The following is a 21693-nucleotide window of genomic DNA, read 5'->3' as shown; positions in this document are numbered from 1 at the left end:
ATGTCAAATCCAAAAATTTCTGTCATTGTTCCATGTTATAATCAGGCTGTATATCTTGATGAATGTTTGCAATCTGTCTTAGATTCAAGTTTTCAGTATTGGGAGTGTATTATTATTAATGACGGTTCTTTAGACAATACAGAAGAAATTGCAAATAACTGGTTGAAAAAAGATCCACGTTTTTTTTATTACAATAAAAGAAATGAGGGAGTTTCTTCCACAAGAAATTTTGGCATTGAGAAATCTGCCGGAAAATGGATTCTACCTTTAGACGGGGATGATAAAATTGGAAAAGATTATCTGAGTTCTGCTTTAAAAAAAGCTGAGGAGGGATATGATCTTGTTTATTGCTTTGCAGATTATTTCGGATTAGTGAACAGAAAATTTGATTTGCCTGATTATTCATTTAAAGAATTATTAAAAAATAATGTAATTTTTTGTACTGCACTTTTTAATAAAGAAAAACTTCATGGCTTGCAATATGACGAAAAGATGGTCTATGGCCTGGAAGACTGGGAATTTTGGATCAGTTATTTGTCTCAAAATGATATCAAAGTATTTAGATTATCTGAGACTCATTTTTTTTACAGGATAAAGGATATTTCACGAAATCAATCAATTAATGATGATGAAAGCAAAATTAACAGCGCAAGAATGTATGTTCTGACAAAGCACAGAAAATTGTTTGATGAGTTTTATGGCAATTACTTTCACGTAATTGACAGGCTCACAAAACTTGAAGAAGAAAATACTTACTACAAAAAAATCATCAACAGCAAAAAATATAAAATGGTTGACAAAATCATTTCGCTGATTAATAAAATACAATCTCGATGATGTCAGATATAGATCTAAATCCTCTGGTATCCATCTGTATCCCTACATTTAATGGGGAAAAATATCTTCTTGAAGCATTAGATTCGGTCAGCAGCCAAACTTATAAAAATATTGAAGTCATTATTTCCGATGATCATTCAAAAGACGATACAATAAAAATCTGTAAATTATTCAAAGATCGGGCTCCATTCCCGGTACATATTTATCAGCACACTCCTGCCGGAATCGGTTCAAACTGGAATCACTCTATTGAAAAAACAAATGGAGATTATATCAAACTTCTCTTTCAGGACGATATTTTAGAAAAGAACTGTATTGAAGTCATGATCAGAAATCTATTGAAATATAATTTACAGATTGTAGTTTGTAAAAGAAGTATTGTTGATGAAGATTCTGAGCCTATAAATGCCGGTAATTGGTTTAACAAGTATTCTGATTTACAGGAGCTGGCAAATATTGATGTTAATCAATTTTATATCCTTTCCAAAAAAGACCTGAAAAAATTGAACTTTGAGATTTATTCAAGAGAAAATATAATAGGAGAACCTTGTGTGAGCCTTTTTACAAAAAGTCTTTTCAAAAGAGTGGGAAAATTTGACTCAAATCTGAAACAGGCTCTTGACTATGAATACTGGCTGAGAGTTTTAGCTAAATTCGATATTGGAATCATTGAGGAAAAACTGGTTCGTTTTAGATTTCATAAAGATCAGACTACCAACATCAATTCTGAAAATAAAGTGAGTGAAGGCTTTGCCATTGATAAAATCTTATATGGGAAATTGCTTTTTTATATTGACAGAAAATATTCAAAATATTATATTAAAAATAAACATCCACTAATCCTGAAAATATTATCATTAAGATATAAAATATTTCCATGAAACTTGCTATCATTATCCCCTACTATAAAATAACGTTTTTTAAAGAAACGTTACTGTCACTGAAAAACCAGACCGACAGGAGATTCGCTCTGTATATCGGAAATGATGCAAGCCCGGAGAATCCTGAAAACCTTATCAGAGAAATTATACACGATATTCCCTACCTATATTTTAACTACACTGAAAATCTTGGTGGAAGAAATCTTGCTTTGCAGTGGGAAAGAATTCTTGAGAACGTAAGGGAAGAATGGTTTCAGATTCTTGGAGATGACGACGTAATCAGTGAAAATTTCGTTGCAGAATTTTACATGAATCTTGATGAAATTGAAAAAAACAGATACAACGTTATCAAATATGCGCTTTCAAGAATTAATGATGAAAGTATAGTAACGGATGAAGGTCCACGCTTTGAGAAACTTGTTGATCCTGTTGATAATTTCATGGGAAAATTTACTGAAGGAAAGCTAAACAGTTTGAGTGAACATATTTTCAGAAAGAGCAAGTTTGACCAATACGGATTCAAGAAATTTCCTCTTGCATGGGCAACGGATGATCTTGCCATTTTAGAATTCAGTGACAGGAAGCCCATTTTTTACATTGATACAGCCATGGTTCGTGTGCGAGTGAGCGAAATGAGCATCAGTGGGAAACAGGAAAATATGCCTGAAAAATTATTTGCGATTTATCTTTTTGAGCAGTATATTGTTCAGAATTTTTATACCGAAATCCCGAAAAGTTATCTACAGAAACTGATCAACCAACAGATCAGCTATGCCTATAAAAATAAAAAAAAGCTAAAAATAAATCTTTTGAAACTCTATTTTTACCTGAAAGATTATCAAAAACTTTTAGCACTTCCAAAAACATATTATTATTTAGCTGAAAGAAAAAAATGAATCTGTTCTCAAAAATAAAAAAATATTATCACTATCTCCATTATCTTTTTTTGCTCAAAACTAATTCTTTAGTTGCAAGTCAGGTAAAAGATCCGTTGACTATTCCTATCATTATTGTCAACTATAATCAGCTGCATTATCTTAAACAGCTGATACAGTTTTTACTGAAAAGAAATTTTAAAAATATTATCGTACTTGACAATCATTCAGATTATCTGCCACTATTAAATTACTATAAAGAAATCAGCAGTAAAGTAACCGTGGAAATACTTGATCACAACAACGGTCATATGGTCTTTTTTGAAAGTACAAAACTTCGTACAAAATACGGACAAGGATTTTTTGTAGTAACTGATGCTGATATAATCCCTAATGAAAATCTTCCGGAAAACTTTATGAGTATCCTGCTCGGCACTCTTCATACTTACTTTAAAAATGTTACAAAAGTTGGCTTTGCATTGGACCTGAAAACAATCCCTGATCATTATCCTATGAAAGAAAAGGTGATTTCCTGGGAAAAACAGTTTTGGGAAATGGAAGTTGAAAAAGATCTTTATAATGCACAGATTGATACTACTTTTGCGTTGTATAAACCAGGCTATCCTTCTTCTTTCAATGGTCTCAACTTTTTAAAAGGGATGAGACTGGGGGGAAAATTTACCGCCGCTCACGGAGGATGGTATATCAACCCTGATAAATTTACCGATGAAAACCTTCATTACATAAAATCTGTTGGAAAATCAAGCACCTGGAAACTGGATGAACAAGGTCAACATGATAACAAAGGGCAGGCAAATTATGAGTAAATTTGAAAAAAAATTTTATTGACTTATTAATCTCAACACAAATTATGAATTTCACCCATATTATTACGACCTCATTTAATGTTCCCTCCCAAAGCTGGCAGCAGACCAGAGAAGGTAAAAATACACTGACAGATGAATGGTTTACAGACAGGATTGAAATTTTTGACAAATACTGTCTTCCTTCATTTAAAAACCAGACAAATAAAAATTTTTACTGGATCGTATTTTTTGACATCAATACTCCTGATTTTTATAAAGAACGTATAAAAGAAATTGAAAATGAATTTCCTAATTTCAAGCCTTACTTTGTGATTGATCATGATGAAAAAAAAATGAAACTTCTTGAGGTTATCCCTTTATACATAGAAAATTCAACATTTTTAATTTCGACTGATGTTGACAATGATGATATTTTACATAGAGAATATGTAGAAACCATTCAAAACTTATATCAACCTGTTGACGATCTGGTAATTGATCTCAGGCGAGGCCTTCAGCTGACACGTATATCCGATCAGAAAGCATTCATTACAGAATATTATTCTGCCGCAAATCCCTTTGTAAGTCTGGTGGAGAATACAAAAAATTTTAAAACCGTTACCCAATATTTTCATCATAAATACAGAGATTTCAAAAATATAACTGTTTATGACCAGAAAGCACTCTACATCCAGTTCATTCACCAGAATAATCTTATGAATGAAACATTTAACAATAAGAGATTTTCAAAAATCAATTTCGAAGAATTTGGAATACAGCCTGAAAACTATTTCAAGATCTCTTTCATGGAAACTTGTATGTATAATTTAAAGAGGTATTTCTCTCTTTTAATAAAAAAATTTAATCAATAATATCATATACGAACTCTGATAATTTTGCTGATAAAAATTTAAAAGTCTTTAACCTTTTTTGAGAAATAAGGTTTGAAAGCGACACAAATTTAGGAATCAATCTTGTAACTGGATAATTAAAATCATTAAACTTTTACAAGATTTGACATACAAATATTTTTATCTAAAAAGTTATTAATTTAAAAATAAAAAATAATGGAAATATCTGTTGTGATCCCCACATATAACGCCGCTGAATTTATTGAAAAAGCAGTAGAATCCGCCTTACAGTTTGATTTTGTAAAAGAAGTCATTATCGTTGAAGATGCATCTACAGATAATACTCTGGAAAAATGTAAGACACTTAATACCAATCATACCCGTGTAAAACTTTTTCAACATCCTGACGGAAAAAACCACGGAGATTCTGTCACCAGAAATTTAGGAATTGAAAAAGCACAGTATGAATATATTGCTTTTTTGGACGCGGACGATTATTATCTGCCCAACAGGTTTGATGCAGAGTTAGAGTTATTCAAAGATCCCAAAATCGATGGGGTATTTGGAGCAATAGGCACAGACTTTGTCACCGAGAATGGCAAAAAACAATATATTGAAAAATTCGGTGAAAGTTTTTTGTGTACGGTTAATTTTCCAGCTGAAGGAAGAGATATCTTTTATAATATGATTCAGGAACCGTGTCCTTTTGGGAGTTCCTTCTCTATGATTGCTTTAACTGTAAAGAAGACCGCACTCGAAAATCCAAAAATCCGAATGCAGGATCATTTAACAATAGCTCAGGACAAGGAATTTATAATACGTCTGGCATATCATTCCTATCTCAAAACAGGAAGTATTAAACATCCTGTTGCGATGAGGACAGCTCATGATTCTAACAGTATTACAAAAATAAAAAATCACTCCATAAAATACTATCAGAACAACACCCTTCTTTATAAATCCCTGTTCGACTGGGCAAAAAATCAAAAAGAGATGCCTACCGATTCAAAAATTTTCTTTAAATTAAAATTCTTATCTTCAAAAATTGCAGCTCAATCTGGTTTATGGAAATACATTTCATTCATCTATTATATAATTACAAATCCTCAGCTAATAAAAACACGATATCGGTATTATGCGTTAAGGGAAAATCCAAATTATTGAAGAAACGTAAAAATACTGTTAGATCTGAGCTTTTAATACATTGAACAAGTCTTGATTAATATATATTATTAAAACAGAAATTCACGATTACCAACTTAACGAGGACAACAGACATGAGAATCATTACGAGAATCAAAAAAAAAATTAAGCTTCTGTTACATTCCGGGTCAAAATACCACTGTCCGTACTGTGGTTATAATTCGAAAGATCTTAAGATAGTAGGTCATGATCTAAAAGTGCTGAGGGATCTACAGGTAGTTGGTGGAGGCAAAAGAGCAGCAGGATGTTTTAAATGCGGATCACGAGACCGCGAAAGGCTGCTGTATGCTTTTATCATTGGAGAACTTAAGCTTCCACAAAACACCTCGATTCTTCATATTGCGCCGGAGCCTAAATTATCAGGAGTAATCTCAAAGCAGGATTTTGAAGAATATATCTGTGGTGATCTTTTTACAGAAGGTTATGAATACCCTGATTACGTAAAGAATATCAATGTTCTTGATATCCCTTATGAAGAAAACCATTTTGATTTAGTGATATGCAATCATGTTTTGGAACATATCCCTGACGATGAGAGAGCGATAAAAGAAATTTACAGGGTACTGAAGCATGGAGGAAAAGCAGTTCTACAGGTTCCGATTTCTAAGAATCGTAATGTTACTTGTGAGGATTTCTCCATATCTGATCCTAAAAAAAGAGAAGAGATGTTCGGACAGTTTGATCATGTCAGAATCTACGGACAGGATTATATACAAAGGTTAGGAAATGCCGGCTTTCAGGTCAGCAGAATAAATATATCAAAAGATTATAAAAAATTTGGAGTAAATCTGGATGAAGATATTTTCTTTTGTGAAAAACGATGAAAAAATAAATTATTATGTGTGGAATTGCAGGGATTATAACCCGTAATGCAGGAAATCATGCTGAAGAACTCAAAAAAATGACGGATGCCATTGCGCATCGTGGACCGGATTCTTCAGATTTCGAATTTTATGAAAATGCAGCATTGGGTCATCGCAGGCTCTCTATTATTGATCTTTCAGAAAATGGAAAACAGCCCATGTTTTCTTCAACAAAAAATGAATGTATCGTTTTAAATGGAGAAATTTATGGTTATCAGAAATTGAAAAACCAATATTCCGACTATTCTTATCATGGAAATTCGGACACAGAAGTCATTCTGGCAATGTACCACAAAAAAGATGAAAAGCTGATTCATGATCTTCCCGGAATGTTTGCGTTTGCCCTGTGGGATGACAAAAAACAGGAACTTTTCTGTGCAAGGGACCGTTTTGGAGAAAAACCTTTTTATTATGCAATAGGAGAAAAAAACGAATTTATTTTTGCATCCGAGATCAAAGCTATTTTAGCATCAGGATTGATTCAACCCAAAGTGAATCATGAAGCACTTTCTCATTATCTCCAATATGGATACGTAAGTACTTACCATAGTATCTATAAAAATATCTACACACTCCCTCCCGCTCATCAGCTTATCTGGAAGGAAGGAAAAGCCTTCATATCAAGATATTACAGTATTCCTGAAAAAGACAATGTTCTCAGCTTATCTGATGCTAAAGAGGAATTTGTATATCTTTTAAAAAATGCAGTTCAGAAACAACTGATCGCTGATGTGGAAGTCGGAAGTTTTTTAAGCGGAGGATTAGACTCTTCATCAATCGTGGCTTTGGTTTCCGAATTTTCACCTAAGCAGACTACCATAAGTTTCGGATATGATCATACTGACAGCGAACTGAAATATGCCAGGGAGATTGCTGAAAAATACAGGACAAATCATATTGAAATCCATGAAAAAAAGAAAGATCTCGCTACTTCCCTATTAAAGGTAACCCCTTATCTGGATGAGCCGTTTGCAGACCGTTCTTTTATTCCTCATTATGAAATCTGCAAAGCTGCACGGGAAAACCTTACCGTAGTACTGTCCGGAGATGCAGGCGACGAATTATTCGGGGGTTATCATTTTTACAAAGGAGAATATCAATTAAGAAATCATTTCAGCTATCATAATATTATTGCCAAATTTGGTCTCCGCATGTATCAGAAATTAAGACCGGTTTCTTTTTACTCAAAGAAAAATCTGGAGCATGATACTATTTTAGATTTTCATCAGAATTTTGTCAGAAATTCATTTAACAAAACGGAGAGAACCCAACTAGGTGTATCAGCTGATTATCAGCAACCATACAGTTTTACCCCTGATCCTGATTCACTGAATGACATTATGAGAACAGATCTTGAAAAATTTGTACCCGGAAATATGATGGTAAAATCAGACCGTATGGCGATGGCCAATTCTCTGGAAGTAAGAACTCCTTTTCTGGATATCGATTTTGCAGAATTCTGTATCCAGCTTCCGGAACAGTTGAAAATTGAAAAGGAAAATGATAAGATCATTCTCCGGGAATCGATGAATTCTTATTGGACAGAAACCATCAGAAACCGAGATAAACAGGGTTTTGGAATGAGTGCAGAAACCTGGTTTGAAGAAAAAAGTATGATCAGGCTTTCTGATGACCTACTCAGAGATAAAGACCAGAAACTATTTAGTATTATCGATTTTAATGCTGCACAAAAGTTTCTGAAAAAAGATAACAAACATTGGAATCTCCTGCAACTGGCACTCTGGGCATATAATAATAAATCTGTATTGTAATGCTGGAAATCTCTGTAATTATACCGGTATATAACGCTTCTGAATTTTTGGAAAAAGCTGTAGATTCAGCTTTGCAGCATGAAGAAGTAAAAGAAATTATCCTGATTGAAGATAAATCTACAGATAATTCTCTGGAAATTTGTCGAAAATTGGCTTCTAAAAACCCTAAAATATTAGTATATCAGCATCCTGACAAAGAAAATCATGGTGCTGGTGCAACAAGAAATTTAGGTATTGATATGGCTCGTTCTAAATACATTGCATTTCTGGATTCCGATGACTTTTATCTTCCGAACCGCTTTGATGCAGAGAAACAACTTTTTCAAGACCACAAAATCGATGGAGTTTTCGGTGCGATAGGTGTAGAATATTTATCAGAGAAGGGAAAGCAGGAATATGAAATCAAATTTAACAATGCCAGTCTTACCACAGTCAATTATTCAGCAGAAGGGGAAGAGATTTTCAGAGGCCTGTTAGGCTTGACACCGAAGGTTTTCGGCACGTTTTTTCACCTGAATGCATTAACAGTTCGAAAATCTGCAGTTACGGACAATAATCTTAGTTTCAATGGGGATCTACGCGTTCATCAGGATTCTGATTTTATTATTAAACTTGCTTATCACTGTCATTTAAAATCCGGAATTATTGACCGAGCTGTTGCTGTAAGAGGTATTCATGATAACAACAGGATTACGAAAATTATAAAATACTCTTCACAATATAATGAGCGTCAGTTTTTACTTTGGAATTCTCTTTATCACTGGTCAGAAACAGTAGAACTGTCCGCTGATGCCAAAGAATATCTTTTATTACAGAAGCAGGCTTTTGAACTGGCAAATAAAAAGGGGATGCAGAAAATAACAAGTTTACTGTTTGCTGTATTTTCGAATCCCCGAATTTTAAAAACAAAATACAGATTTACCTACACGAACAATGCAGCTCAATAATCTACAGATATTAAGAGGGATTTCAGCATTACTCGTTTGCTGTTTTCATTTTCGTGAGGATCTTAATTTTTCAAAACTGAATTTGGGTGAATTATTATTCAGTCAGGGTGGTGTTGGTGTTCCTGTATTTTTTGTCATCAGCGGTTTCATCATGACTTTTACCACGCAAAAACTAAATTTTGAGCAAGGAAAAACCTTCAAAAATAGTATCCTGTTTTACAAAAAAAGAATCATCCGCATTATTCCGTTATATTATCTGCTTACATTTTTATGGATTCTAATCGGTGGAAATATACTCCTGTATTTCAAAGGAGAACTTTTTTCAAGACTTATCCATTCTTTACTGTTTTTACCGCAGAAGGAGATGTTCCCCATTTTATATCTCGGGTGGTCTCTTAATTTTGAAATGTTTTTTTACCTCATCTTCGGCGTCTCGGTTTTATTTAAATCCTATAGATATTTTTTCATCATCATATTTTTCATGGCAACCTATATTGCAGGTCTATTATTTAAATTTGACAATGCAGTGATGCATATGGTAACCAGCATCCTCAACCTTTACTTTATAACCGGGATTATATTTGCTTTAATTTTGAAGAATAAGACGATTTCTGTTAGAAATGCAAAATTGATATCATGGGCAGGTATTGTTCTTTTTACATTCATGTTTCTCCAGATACTCCCTTTAAAAAATCAGTTCTTATCTCTGGCGATCATCTCACTGTTTGTATTTTCATTTCTTTTATTTGACTTTTCACTACGCATAAAAGCTAACAGGTTTTTTGTTTTTATTGGGAACATATCTTATTCATTATACCTCTCACATCCATTTGCAGATGTTATTTTTAAGAAAATAAAAATAAATTATGAGATCCTGAAGCTACCCTATTTTCTACTCAAAATAATATTTGTAATCGTTATTGCTTCATTTTTTTATTATTTTGTAGAGAAAAAAATAACGCAATACTTAAAAGAAAAGCTAAAAAATGCATAACCTGATGAAAATTTCTGTAATCATCCCTGTATATAATGCCGAAAAATATGTTACCCAGGCAGTAGAATCAGCTCTTCAGTTTGATGAGGTATTTGAAATAATTTTGATTGAAGATAAATCTCCTGACAATGCATTGGAAGTATGTGAAAATCTGGCATTAAAATATAAAAGAGTAAAGCTTTACCGACATGCTGACAAAGAAAATCACGGGGCCGGAGAAACACGAAATCTTGGTATAGCCCAAGCTTCCGGAGATTTCATAGCGTTTCTGGATGCAGATGATTATTATCTTCCCAACCGTTTTGATGCAGAGAAAGAATTATTCAGAGACCCTAAAGTTGACGGTATCTACGGGGCAATGGGTGTTCACTATTATTCAGAGAAAGCAAAGAAAGAGTATTATAAAATTTTCGGAGACCGTTTAACTACTGTGTATGAAAAACATGAGCCAAAGGAAGTATTTCCAGGACAGCTTAATATGAAGGGTAGTTTTGGACTTTTTACGCTCAACTGCCTAACAGTCAGAAAAGAAAGTCTGATCAAAAAATTGAATTCCCATTTTAAAGCTCACCTAAGACTTCATCAGGATACCGAGTTTTTATTCAGGCTTTCCTATTATCTTGATCTTTATCCTGGAATTCTGGATAAAGCTATTGCTGTACGGGGTGTTCATGAGAACAACCGAATCACGGCAGTCGATGCAAAAAAAATAAAGCCCGCGACAACAAAAGTTCTGCTTTGGAGAGCGGTCAACCAATGGGCACAAAGCGAAAATACGATTTCTGATGATGTAAAAATACATATCGGGAGGATGGAAAGGAGTTATGAAATTGCTCTTGCTCCTACATTAAAAAAATGGGCCATGATCTCAAAATATCTTATAACAGATTATCCAAGTATCCGTTCAGGAATTTATAATATTAATTTCAGGGAGTATCTTTTCTGAAAAGTTTTGATTTCAGCTTATTGAGAACCAGTTTTAAGGTCGTGGAAAAGCTGATTTTAGAGAAATCAGTAGTCTGATTGTACAGTTTAATATAAAATTCATGTTCCGTTATAATGAATAGATACTCATCTCTTCTTTTTGTCAGAACAGAATACATTTCATCATCATCTGCAAACTCCCGCTGAAGTAAAGACATCAGCTTTTCTAATTTTCTCATTTGGGCTCCGCCTTTATCGGTCGTCCATATTCCTGTTCCAACTCTGTAGTCAGCCATGTTTAGTGGAATATATTTTATTTTCCCTTTTTTAGCAACCATCATTTGCAGAGGATAATCAAAGAGAGGAGCTTCAGCATACCATTTCGGCAGATTCATGTGTTCCGCTCTCATCATTACGGATGGAGTATACATCATAGATCCTTTAACAAGATCTGTAATGGTATAGGTCGCTTCCTCTTTTTCTTTGGGTGCCTGTCCGATTATTTTCCCGTCTTGGATCCTGTCTACCTGGTGAAAGCATATGGAATAATCGCTGTTTTCTTCTAAAAACTTAGCCTGAACCTGTAATTTTTTAGGATCTGTCCAGTAATCATCTCCTTCACAGAAAGCAATATATTTTCCGCTGCATTGAGAAAATGTATAAATATAATTCGGGAGAACGCCCATATTTTCGTGAGCAAGAAGTTTTATTCTATGTCCATTTTCATGATTCTTGATAAGATCACGTATGATTTTCACGGTATCATCTGTGGAACCATCGTCTGAGATGACAACTTCGTATTCAAATGAGGTTTCCTGCATTAAAAGACTTTCAACGGTTTGTCTGATAAAATTCTGCTGATTGTATGTCAATGTACAGACACTTACTAATGGTTTTTGCATTTTAATCGTTCTTATAAAATTAGCGGTACGGTCAGTGAAAATCCATCAGGCCTCTTCGAAAAGCATTGCTGTTTCACTCATTGTGTTTTAACAAAGGCAAAAATAAAACTTTTTATCTGATTTTAATATCTATAAATATCAGAAGCCTTATTTAAACAATATCATGACGGTTCAAGACAGTAACTTTGTATAAAACGCAATCTGGTTTATTATCGGAATCTGTTGTTTAACCTGCATTGGGTAATTGATTCAAAAATATTTTATCACATCTTACTTAGTGACTTTAGATCAGAAAAGATTTTTTTATGGTATGATTCAAATAATTATCTTTGTATTACAAATATGAATAAAATTAAATCCGGTCTATGCTTCATACTATTTTTGAAAAAATTCAGAGAAAACAGCAGCTCTCATTACTTAAGAAGCACCCTCAGGTATCTTTAGGAAATATCAGACTGGGAATAAACGATCATTTCATACTTTCTCCCGACTTAAACAGAATGATAATCGGGAAATCGGTCAGTCTGAGAAATTATATTCATATACTTGTTGGGAATCGTGCGAACTTAGAAATTGGAGACCATGTTTTCATGAATAACTTCTGCTCAGTCAATTGTCTGGAATCAATATCAATCGGAGAGAATACTTTGTTTGGCGAAAATGTAAAACTGTATGATCACAACCATTCTCACACTGACAGCCCGGAATTTAAAATTCACCATTCTGAATTTAATACAGCTCCCATAAAAATTGGCAAAAACTGCTGGCTTGGAAGCAACGTGACAGTTTTAAAAGGAGTGACAGTGGGTGACAACTGTATTATAGGAGCAGGATGCACACTGTATAAAGATATCCCTGAAAACACGACTGTAATTAATCAGCAGCAGTTAACAGTAAAATCCGCTGTCAGATGAAATTTACTGTTCTTATAGCGCACTATAATAATTCATTATATTTTAAAGACTGCTATGATTCTTTAACCGGGCAAGTTTACGAAAACTGGAACGCTGTAATTCTGGACGACGGATCATCCGAATCAGAAAAAAAAACAATACAGTCAGTTATTGCAGGAGATCACAGGTTTACCTATTATGAAAATGAGAAAAACTCAGGTGTAGGAATTACGAAAAAGAAACTGATCGATCTTGCAGAAGGAGATATATGCGGATTTGTAGATCCGGATGATGCAATTCTGCCATCGGCAATCGAAAATTGCGTAAAGGTTTTCAGACGTAAAAAAGATGCCGTACTGGTCTATTCAAAATTCATGAAATGTGACGATAAGCTTAACCCTTTATTTCCGTTCAAATCTGCTATGCAGGTAATCAACAAAGATCCTTTTTTTTTCAATTATCCGATTCAGATTGCCCATTTCGTCGCTTTTCGAAAAGATATTTATGAGACTACTGAAGGAATGAACAGCGACCTTAAGATCGCAGAGGATCAGGATCTGTATTTAAAAATATACGAAAAAGGAAAAGTATATTTTATCAACGACATCAATTACCTGTACAGAACGCATTCAGGCGGAATTTCTCAAAATGATAACAGAAAAAAATCACATGATTATTTTGCACAGGTTATATTCAATACCATGAAGCGTCGGAATCTCAGAAGCATTAACGGAAAAAAAATCCCTGACTGTTATGATAACGCTCAGCAAATATTTGACCTGATTAATTATCAGAATTCAATCCTTTTCAGAATCAAAAAAAAGATTGTTATTATTCTACAAAAAATCTTCAGCTAAATGTCAGACCAAAAAAAAATAAAAATACTCTTCAGGCATCGTTCCATGGAAATGGGAGGTGTGGAAAAAGTAGTTCTCAGCCTGCTCAACAATCTCAACAGAGAAAAATTTGAAATGACGGTTTGTCTGAATATGAATCAGGGAGAACTCCGTGATGAATTCCCTGATCATGTACGGAAAGTTTACATTGCGGAAGGTAAAGAAAGTTTTTCTAAAAATGAAATCATTAAAAAATTCCAGCTTTTTAAAAGAAGAATAAAACTCTGGAAGGCCGAAAAGAATCCAAAGGTTGCAGATCTTATACTTAAAGAAAAATATGATGTGGAAATTGCTCCTTCTTTTGCTATTTTTTCTGCAGTATTAAATTCTTCGAATAAAAATTCAAAAAAAATAGGCTGGTTTCACTCAGAAATTAATGTTCCTAAACTTCAGCCTGCCGTTCCCAATATTTTAGACAGTTTTCCAAGGTTTGATCATATCATTTACTGTTCGCAGAAAATTAAAAATATGATGCATCATTATTATCCTGATTTAAAGTATCCTGCTGAGGACGTTGTTATCAACGCTATTCCTATTGATGAAATTAAGAGAAAAGCTGAAGAAAAGACTAAACAGTTTCCTGAAGGTCCTGTATTTATCTCTATCGGAAGGCTTCACACGAGAAAAGGGTTCCATAAATTAATTGATGCCCATAAAAAACTTACGGATGAAGGTTTCCGGCATTCCGTAATTGTGATCGGTGGTGGCGAAGAGATGGAGAACCTCACCCATCAGATTGAGCAGAATGATGTAAAGAATACCTTCTTTTTATATGGAAATCAAATGAATCCCTATCCGTACATTAAAAAAGCTGATTATTTTATTTTACCTTCAGAGTCTGAGGCATGGCCATTAGTGATTGCAGAGGCACTCATTCTTCAGAAACCAATCATTGCAACGAATGTAGGAGATGTAGGGGATATGATAGAGGATGGAAAAACGGGTTATCTTATTCAGTATGATACTGAAGAAATATATCAAGCCATGAAAAAATTCCTTACAGAGCCTAACCTCGTTTCTCATATTAAACAAAATCTGACAGATATTGAAAAGCAGTTTGACAATCAGAAGATTTTTGATGCTGTTGAACATATCATTACTAACTTAGTAGAAAATTAGAATATGCTGTTATTATTATACCGTATAATTCTCAAGATGCATACTTCTTATCAGTATATGATTCAGAGAATTTATCTGAAGGTATGCATTGCCAAAGGATTAAAAGTAGGTAAAAATGTACGCTTTGTCGAAGTTCCTGAATTTGGCACAGAACCATTTCTTATTGAAATCGGTGATGAAACTACGTTCTCAAATAACATCAGATTCGTTAATCACGACGGTGGGCAGAATGCCTTACACTTTTTTGAAAAATATAAAGATGTAAGAACCTTTGGGAGAATTAAAATAGGTAAACAATGTCTTATAGGAGCCGACACGATTATCATGCCTGGTATAGAAATGCAGGACAACTGTGTTTTGGGAGCAGGATCGATTTTGACAACATCAATGCCCAAGGGAAGTGTATTTGCAGGAGTGCCTGCTAAATTCATCTGTACCATCGAAGAATATGGCGACAAATTACTGAAAAACAATGTAATGTACCCAAGAGAACTTGAAGCATCCCGGACCAAACTCGATGCATATATTAAAGTACATCTTCCCAAAACTTATAAACCTGTAAGAAAATAATGGCCGAAAAGAAGAAAATACTTATCCGGATAGGATCTCTGCGTCATGGCGGAGCTGAAAAAGTACTGGTGACTTTTCTGAAAAATCTTCCCGAAGACAAATACGAAATTGACTTACTTTTAAATTTATATTCCGGTAAATACCTGAGTGAAGTACCGGATTGGATCAATGTCATTTACCTGAATAAGGGAGAAATGATCACCACCAACCGCCTTCAGGATATTCCTGAGAAAGCAGCGAGAGTGATTTTCCAGGGAGTTTTAAAGGAATTTCCTGATCTTCTTTATACGTTGATACTTAAAGATAAAAAATACGACATTGAGTTTGCAGCAATCCATGGGATGAGAGACGAAATACTGCATTCAACCAATCACTCCTCAAAAAAAATTATTTGGATCCACAACGATCTTTCTCAGGTAAAAGAATATACTGATGAAGAAATCCAGAAATTTTTTGGGTTTGATTCTATTATGGTAATTTCGAAGAAAATAGAAAAGCTTTTTTATGATTTAGCAAGAAATGAAACTGAAAGACAGAAAATCATCAAGATTTATAATCCTTTGGATACAACAGAAATCTTAGCTAAGTCTCAGCAGCCGGTTATCAGTTATACGTTTGATGAAAAAATCCCGACATTCATTTCTGTTGGAACTGTTTTTCCTCAGAAAGGTTTTGACCGACTTTTAAAAGTCCACAAAAAACTGCTTGATGAAGGTTTAAGACATAAGATTTTAATCATAGGGGACGGTTATGATTTTGAAAACATCAAACATCTGAAGACAGAACTTGGAGTTGACGAAACCGCAACAATGCTGGGTTTCACAGACAATCCTTATCCTTACTTTAAGAATGCTGATTTTTATATTTTAAGCTCAAGGTATGAGGGCTTCCCTACTGTTCTGTTTGAGGCTATTACATTAAAAAAGAAAATCATAGCAACGGAAGTTTCGGGAGTCAATGAAATGCTGAATAACGGAGAGCTGGGTTTAATTATAGAAAATTCGGAAGAAGGAATTTATCAGGGAATGAAAAAAGGCCTGACAGATCCTGAATATTTTACCGTCTTCACAGAGAAACTTCAACATTATACAATGCCGTTTAATCTTGATCATTCTGTGGCGAGAATAGTATCTGTTTTAGATGAATTATAATTAAAATTTAATCTGAATAAAAATAAAAGAGAATCCTTAAATTTGCTGCATGCCCAAGAATTATTCAATCATACAAAAAGATTTTTACAGAGAAAGCGGAGAATGGCTTTCCCCTATTCAGATTTTACTGAAATGTATCAATCCTAACCTTCATTTTATATATCTTCTCAGAAAGGCTCAAAAATTTGATAAAACCCCTCTGTTAGGATTTTATTGGAAAATTGTTCTTAGACATTTTCAGATTAAATATGGTTTTCAGATTTATCCGGAAACTCAGATTGGAGAAGGATTGTATTTAGGACACTGGGGAAGCCTGGTGGTAAACCCTAAAGCTGTAATCGGGAAAAATTGCAACATAGCACAAGGCGTGACCATAGGACAACAGAACCGTGGCAAAAATGAAGGATTTCCTGTTATCGGTGACAATGTATGGATAGGTCCCAATGCTGTCATTGTTGGCAGTGTCACTATCGGAAATAATGTTTTGATTGCACCGAATTCCTATGTAAATACCGATGTGCCGGACAATTCTATTGTTGCAGGCAATAAAGCTAAAATATATCCAACGGGAAATGCTACAGACGGATATATCAATAACAGGGTAGAATAATTGGATATTATCCTAATTTTTATATTAAATAATGTTAAAAATGATGATAAAGTAACAAAAAGATATATTTTTGTATGATTATTGATACAATCTATTGAATTTAAAAATAATATTAAACGAAACAATAATTACAAACTTAAAATTTTAATTTATGACAAATTCGTACGAAGTTATTTTCGAAAACAACAGAAAATGGGTAGAGTCTAAAATCGGTGATAATCCGAATTTTTTCGAAGAACTTGCCAAAACTCAGACTCCTGAATATCTTTATATCGGATGTTCAGACAGTAGGGCTACAGCAGAAGAGCTTATGGGAGCTAAACCGGGAGAGGTATTCGTTCACAGAAACATTGCCAATGTAGTGAATGCTTTGGACATGAGTGCTACAGCAGTAATTGAATATGCGGTACAGCATTTAAAAGTAAAGCACATTGTGGTATGTGGACATTACAATTGCGGCGGTGTAAAGGCAGCAATGACTCCTCAGGATCTCGGAATTTTAAATCCATGGCTGAGAAACATCCGCGACGTTTACAGAATTCACCAGACTGAATTGGATGCTATCGAAGATGAAGACAAGCGTTATGACAAACTTGTAGAGCTGAATGTTCTTGAACAGTGCATTAATGTCATCAAAATGGCTTGTGTACAGGAAAGGTATATCCTTGAAGAATATCCTATTGTACATGGATGGGTTTATGATCTAAGAACCGGTAAAATCATTGATCTTGAAATCGATTTTGAAAAAGTGTTGAAAGACATCCAGAAGATTTATAATCTCAGTGAAGATTCATGGATCATGAGCAGAAGAAAATAACCAAACCGTGGTAAATTTTTGAATAATGAAATTCTGGAGTATTATTACTTTAATGATCGTCCTCAACTTTACAGCATTGCCCAGCATTGCTGCTATTGCTGACTGGGATATCATGAGAACAAATGTAATAGTCAACGAAGAAGAAACTCATTCCCATTATTCATCCCTATTTTCAGTTTACGAAAAAACACTTCCAAAAACTTTAAATGTTTATGATCATCTGAAGTTTTTTGAGCCTGATCTGGAAGGCAGATCTTTTTTAGTGGTAGATGACACTTTTCACCTTCCACCTTTTCTTACTGTATTTTCACCTCCGCCAGAAGCTTAATTTTATATCTATAAAATATTCATAATCGTAATGATGTTGAATATTTTGTGTTTTAAAATTATTCCCAATTTTGTATGTTTGATTGTAACCAATCACCCTGCATCTTCTTTTTCGTTATTCATGAAAAAATCAAAATCTTTCTTTGGAGGAATTCAGGAGAATTTCCCGTCAGGCCTCGTTGTATTTTTAGTTGCGCTTCCGCTCTGTTTAGGTATTGCATTAGCGTCAGGCGCACCTCCTTTATCAGGTATAATATCCGGTATTGTCGGAGGGATATTGATAGGAGCAATCAGCAATTCGAATGTATCTGTATCGGGGCCAGCTGCAGGGCTGACAGCAATTGTTTTAACAGCTATCACAGATCTTGGGGCATTTCAGCTTTTTCTTTGTGCCGGGATTATTGCAGGTTTTATCCAGCTTATTTTAGGATTTATAAGAGCAGGAAGTATTTCCAATTATTTCCCGAATAACGTGATTGAAGGAATGCTTGCCGCAATAGGAATTATCATTATTCTGAAACAGATTCCTCATGCATTGGGATTCGATAAGGATTATGAAGGGCATGAGTCTATTTTTGATAATGGATTGAATTTCGGGTATTTTAACGAATTACTGGAAGCAGTTCATCCTGGTGCCATTACTGTAACGTTGGTTTCTGTTGCACTTCTCTTAGCTTGGGATAAAATTCCATTTTTAAAAAGAAAGAAAATGCTTCCAGGTGCTCTGGTGGCGGTAGCAGCAGGTATTTTACTGAATGAACTTTTCAAAATGACTGGTAGTTCTTTCGCAATTAGCACGACTCATCTGGTTTCTCTTCCTGTCCCTCAAAGTATTTCAGATTTCAAAAATCTGATTGTGATGCCTGACTTTAATGGATTCACCAATATAAAAGTCTGGATAGCGGGAGCGACTATTGCAATTGTTGCATCGATTGAAACCCTGCTTTGTATTGAAGCTTCAGACCGGTTGGATGTACAGAGAAGAATAACCGATACGAACCTTGAACTGAAAGCTCAGGGAATCGGAAATCTGGTAAGTTCACTGATTGGAGGACTTCCTATGACTTCCGTGGTGGTAAGAAGTTCTGCTAATGCTAATGCCGGAGCAACTTCTAAATTTTCTACGATGATTCATGGTGTTTTGCTGTTGGTCTGTGTACTCTCTATCCCTTTTTTATTAAATCTGATTCCATTAGCTACATTGGCAGCAGTATTAATTTTAGTAGGATACAAGCTGGCAAAACCGGCGACATTTTTACATTTCTGGCACTTGGGAAAATTTCAGTTTATCCCATTTGTTGCTACAGTTGTCGCAATTGTTGCCACTGATCTTCTGAAGGGCGTGGGAATCGGTCTTGCTATTTCAGTATTTTACATTCTCCAGGGAAACATGAAGCGTGCCTATTATCTAAGCAAGGAGAGACTGGATAATGCTGACGGGATTACTATCAGATTAGCTGAAGAAGTTTCTTTTCTCAATAAAGCAGCCATAAAGAAAACATTGAAAAACATTAAGGCAAATTCAACAGTAACTATTGATGCAACAGGAACCTCGTATATTGCCACCGATGTACTGGAAATGATTCAGGATTTTGCCAATATCAGGGCAAAAGAAGAAGACATCAATGTAGAACTTATGGGTTTTAAAACTTCATACAGAGATTATGAGACTGATGAAGAGTCTCATATCATTATCACACATACGAGAGCGATGTAAGTATATGGACAGATTACCTATCCAAGTTTGGTGGGTAATCTGTCTTTATAAAATTTTGTAAATATATTTTTGTGATTATTTACCATTGAATGCCGACATGGTATTCCCTATTCCGGCAAATACAAAGGACAGGCATGCTTTAGAAAACTTTTCAATTCTCTCTTCTAACTTTTCTGATTCTTCTCCGCTCCATGTTCCCAAAACATAATCCACCTGCTTACCTTCAGAAAACTCAGCAGAGATCCCAAAGCGAAGTCTTCCGTAATTTTGGGTCTTTAAACTTTCATGAATACTTTTGAGACCGTTATGTCCTGCATCAGAACCCTTCATTTTCATTCTTAAAGTCCCAAAAGGAAGGGCCAGATCATCGGTAACAATCATCACATTTTCCAAAGGAATATTTTCTTTCTGCATCCAGAACTTCACTGCATTTCCTGATAAATTCATATAGGTGTCAGGTTTCAGTATCAAAACTTTTCTTCCTTTATATTTTCCTTGAGCCATCCAGCCAAAGTTAGAGGTATTAAAAGAGGTCTCAAGAATTTCCGCTATTTTGTCGGCGATCTTAAAACCTATATTGTGACGTGTATTTTCATATTCCGGACCTTTGTTGCCCAGCCCGACAATTAAATATTTCATTGAGAAATTTTTTGTAAAATTAAGAGATATTAAACAAAAAGCTCAATCCTGTGGAGGATTGAGCTTTTTTATTTTTAAAATAAAATATTACAAAGGCTTGTAAATATAATTTACACTGAATCCCTGGGTCATATAAGTCTGAGCATCATATCTGTATGCTGTTGACAAAATCACCGGACTTGGGATAATATCCATTAAGTCTGTGATGGATATTCTCTTCGGACTGTTCGGAGATAGAATAAATGATTCAGCATCACCTGAAGGCTCTGAGATAAGTCTCGATACTTTATATGCAAAAGGCAGTAATGTAAAAGGGCTGATCTGAGAATCATAGTTAAGAAATTCATAACTGTATTTTTCAGTTACAGGACCATTGACACCAGCATTAATTTCACCATAATGTCTTTCAGCTTTTGAAACATTATCACCTAAATAAGTGTACCACGTTTTGCTGTAATCTTGATACACAAAAGGAACCCCGGATACTTCTACACCGGTTCTCATATTGATCATATCAAATTTACCTGTTGTAGAGCTGTATGACAGATCATAAAGTGATTTTGTTCTTTCACTGAGAAGGTATGGGCCTGCAGGTGTAGTGGGTGGTACTGCAGGTGTTCTTTTGTAAGTTGATCTGTTTTCAGAAACAATTGTTAATCTTCCTAAATTACCATATGTGAATAATTGTGAATAAACAATACTGTCATCATCAATTGTTCCGTTATTATCAAGATCCAAGTGGCCGTTAAAAGTAATCTGGCTGATCTTATCGCCACTCCACATAACATTGATCACAGAGTTTTTCCCTGCAATAACTTTAGACAAAAGTAATCCGTTATATTGATATTCTGCGATAGTTGCAGCATCGGTAACTTCTCTGAATAAGGCTCTCGGACCGTTAAAACCACTTGTTTGATTTAGGTCTACCAAAGGATTACCTTCTTCATCAGTCAGATCTTTACATGAATGAACAGACGAGATGCCTGCGACAAGTAAAATAAAGTAGAAAAGTTGTTTCATTTCAGAAAGATTATTTATAATTCCACAAATATAATTTTTTTTTAAATAAAAATTGTGTTTTACTTCACATTCTCGTAAA

General features: G+C 34.5%; 23 protein-coding genes. 20 read left to right on the top strand and 3 right to left on the bottom strand.

The features are described 5' to 3' along the window. The 11 genes from AC2A07_RS17640 to AC2A07_RS17590 all read left to right on the top strand — a co-directional run bounded on the left by AC2A07_RS17640 (position 1) and on the right by AC2A07_RS17590 (position 10975). The gene (locus tag AC2A07_RS17640) at positions 1-837 is read left to right on the top strand and encodes a glycosyltransferase family 2 protein (RefSeq protein WP_484051471.1); all 837 of its coding nucleotides are present in this window, start codon (positions 1-3) and stop codon (positions 835-837) included. Further along, entirely contained in the window at positions 834-1718 is an 885-nt protein-coding gene (locus tag AC2A07_RS17635; RefSeq protein WP_484051470.1) for a glycosyltransferase family 2 protein, read from the top strand. Before AC2A07_RS17640 ends, AC2A07_RS17635 begins: the two co-directional genes overlap by 4 nt. Continuing rightward, on the top strand, positions 1715-2614 hold the full coding sequence (locus AC2A07_RS17630) for a glycosyltransferase family 2 protein (protein WP_484051469.1): 900 nt from the start codon (positions 1715-1717) through the stop codon (positions 2612-2614). The genes AC2A07_RS17635 and AC2A07_RS17630 overlap by 4 nt, the downstream gene beginning before the upstream one ends. Continuing rightward, positions 2611-3420 (top strand): glycosyltransferase family protein, encoded by an 810-nt coding sequence (locus AC2A07_RS17625; RefSeq protein WP_484051468.1) that lies wholly within the window; start codon positions 2611-2613, stop codon positions 3418-3420. The genes AC2A07_RS17630 and AC2A07_RS17625 overlap by 4 nt, the downstream gene beginning before the upstream one ends. A 44-nt stretch (positions 3421-3464) precedes the next feature. After that, positions 3465-4271: a glycosyltransferase gene (locus tag AC2A07_RS17620; protein WP_484051467.1), complete on the top strand. Its 807-nt coding sequence runs from the start codon at positions 3465-3467 to the stop codon at positions 4269-4271. 195 nt (positions 4272-4466) lie between these two features. Then, the gene (locus AC2A07_RS17615) at positions 4467-5414 is read left to right on the top strand and encodes a glycosyltransferase family 2 protein (protein WP_484051466.1); all 948 of its coding nucleotides are present in this window, start codon (positions 4467-4469) and stop codon (positions 5412-5414) included. A 113-nt stretch (positions 5415-5527) separates the two neighbouring features. Beyond that, entirely contained in the window at positions 5528-6277 is a 750-nt protein-coding gene (locus AC2A07_RS17610; protein WP_484051465.1) for a class I SAM-dependent methyltransferase, read from the top strand. A gap of 14 nt (positions 6278-6291) precedes the next feature. Beyond that, a complete protein-coding gene (asnB, locus tag AC2A07_RS17605; RefSeq protein ID WP_484051464.1) occupies positions 6292-8088 on the top strand; it encodes an asparagine synthase (glutamine-hydrolyzing) in 1797 nt (598 codons plus the stop codon). Further along, entirely contained in the window at positions 8088-9035 is a 948-nt protein-coding gene (locus AC2A07_RS17600; protein WP_484051463.1) for a glycosyltransferase family 2 protein, read from the top strand. The genes asnB and AC2A07_RS17600 overlap by 1 nt, the downstream gene beginning before the upstream one ends. Further along, entirely contained in the window at positions 9022-10029 is a 1008-nt protein-coding gene (locus tag AC2A07_RS17595) for an acyltransferase family protein (RefSeq protein ID WP_484051462.1), read from the top strand. The genes AC2A07_RS17600 and AC2A07_RS17595 overlap by 14 nt, the downstream gene beginning before the upstream one ends. A gap of 4 nt (positions 10030-10033) precedes the next feature. Then, entirely contained in the window at positions 10034-10975 is a 942-nt protein-coding gene (locus tag AC2A07_RS17590) for a glycosyltransferase family 2 protein (protein ID WP_484051461.1), read from the top strand. On the opposite strand, the gene AC2A07_RS17585 is transcribed toward AC2A07_RS17590, so the two are convergent. Continuing rightward, the gene (locus AC2A07_RS17585) at positions 10956-11855 is read right to left on the bottom strand and encodes a glycosyltransferase family 2 protein (protein WP_484051460.1); all 900 of its coding nucleotides are present in this window, start codon (positions 11853-11855) and stop codon (positions 10956-10958) included. The two genes, AC2A07_RS17590 and AC2A07_RS17585, sit on opposite strands and share 20 nt — an antisense overlap. Before the next feature lie 365 nt (positions 11856-12220). On the opposite strand from AC2A07_RS17585, the gene AC2A07_RS17580 reads away from it, so the two are divergent. From AC2A07_RS17580 to AC2A07_RS17540, 9 genes are all read left to right on the top strand, one after another. Beyond that, on the top strand, positions 12221-12769 hold the full coding sequence (locus AC2A07_RS17580; protein WP_484051459.1) for an acyltransferase: 549 nt from the start codon (positions 12221-12223) through the stop codon (positions 12767-12769). Beyond that, positions 12766-13605 carry a glycosyltransferase family 2 protein gene (locus AC2A07_RS17575; protein ID WP_484051458.1) on the top strand — a complete coding sequence of 280 codons (840 nt, stop codon included), beginning with the start codon at positions 12766-12768 and terminating at the stop codon, positions 13603-13605. The genes AC2A07_RS17580 and AC2A07_RS17575 overlap by 4 nt, the downstream gene beginning before the upstream one ends. Continuing rightward, complete coding sequence (locus AC2A07_RS17570) at positions 13606-14763, top strand: glycosyltransferase (RefSeq protein ID WP_314493699.1); 1158 nt, start codon at positions 13606-13608, stop codon at positions 14761-14763. A gap of 3 nt (positions 14764-14766) precedes the next feature. Beyond that, the gene (locus AC2A07_RS17565; RefSeq protein ID WP_314493701.1) at positions 14767-15333 is read left to right on the top strand and encodes an acyltransferase; all 567 of its coding nucleotides are present in this window, start codon (positions 14767-14769) and stop codon (positions 15331-15333) included. Further along, the gene (locus AC2A07_RS17560; protein ID WP_484051457.1) at positions 15333-16484 is read left to right on the top strand and encodes a glycosyltransferase; all 1152 of its coding nucleotides are present in this window, start codon (positions 15333-15335) and stop codon (positions 16482-16484) included. The genes AC2A07_RS17565 and AC2A07_RS17560 overlap by 1 nt, the downstream gene beginning before the upstream one ends. A gap of 49 nt (positions 16485-16533) precedes the next feature. Beyond that, a complete protein-coding gene (locus AC2A07_RS17555) occupies positions 16534-17094 on the top strand; it encodes a serine O-acetyltransferase (protein WP_484051456.1) in 561 nt (186 codons plus the stop codon). A 151-nt stretch (positions 17095-17245) separates the two neighbouring features. Next, on the top strand, positions 17246-17911 hold the full coding sequence (locus AC2A07_RS17550; protein WP_484051455.1) for a carbonic anhydrase: 666 nt from the start codon (positions 17246-17248) through the stop codon (positions 17909-17911). Positions 17912-17936: 25 nt separating this feature from the next. Continuing rightward, positions 17937-18239, top strand: coding sequence for a hypothetical protein (locus AC2A07_RS17545; RefSeq protein WP_484051454.1), 303 nt, complete (start codon positions 17937-17939; stop codon positions 18237-18239). 120 nt (positions 18240-18359) lie between these two features. Beyond that, complete coding sequence (locus tag AC2A07_RS17540; RefSeq protein ID WP_484051453.1) at positions 18360-19955, top strand: SulP family inorganic anion transporter; 1596 nt, start codon at positions 18360-18362, stop codon at positions 19953-19955. Between the two features lie 75 nt (positions 19956-20030). Here the strand turns inward: AC2A07_RS17540 and pth are convergent, their stop codons facing one another. Then, entirely contained in the window at positions 20031-20594 is a 564-nt protein-coding gene (gene pth / locus AC2A07_RS17535) for an aminoacyl-tRNA hydrolase (RefSeq protein WP_484051452.1), read from the bottom strand. An 87-nt stretch (positions 20595-20681) separates the two neighbouring features. After that, a complete protein-coding gene (locus tag AC2A07_RS17530; protein ID WP_484051451.1) occupies positions 20682-21614 on the bottom strand; it encodes a hypothetical protein in 933 nt (310 codons plus the stop codon). Between the last annotated feature and the right edge of the window lie 79 nt (positions 21615-21693).

The sequence above is a fragment of the Chryseobacterium sp. HNCC26DJ238 genome (assembly GCF_057180465.1).
The sequence above is the reverse complement of the archived record's forward strand: the minus strand, read 5'-3'. Positions and strand labels throughout refer to the sequence as shown.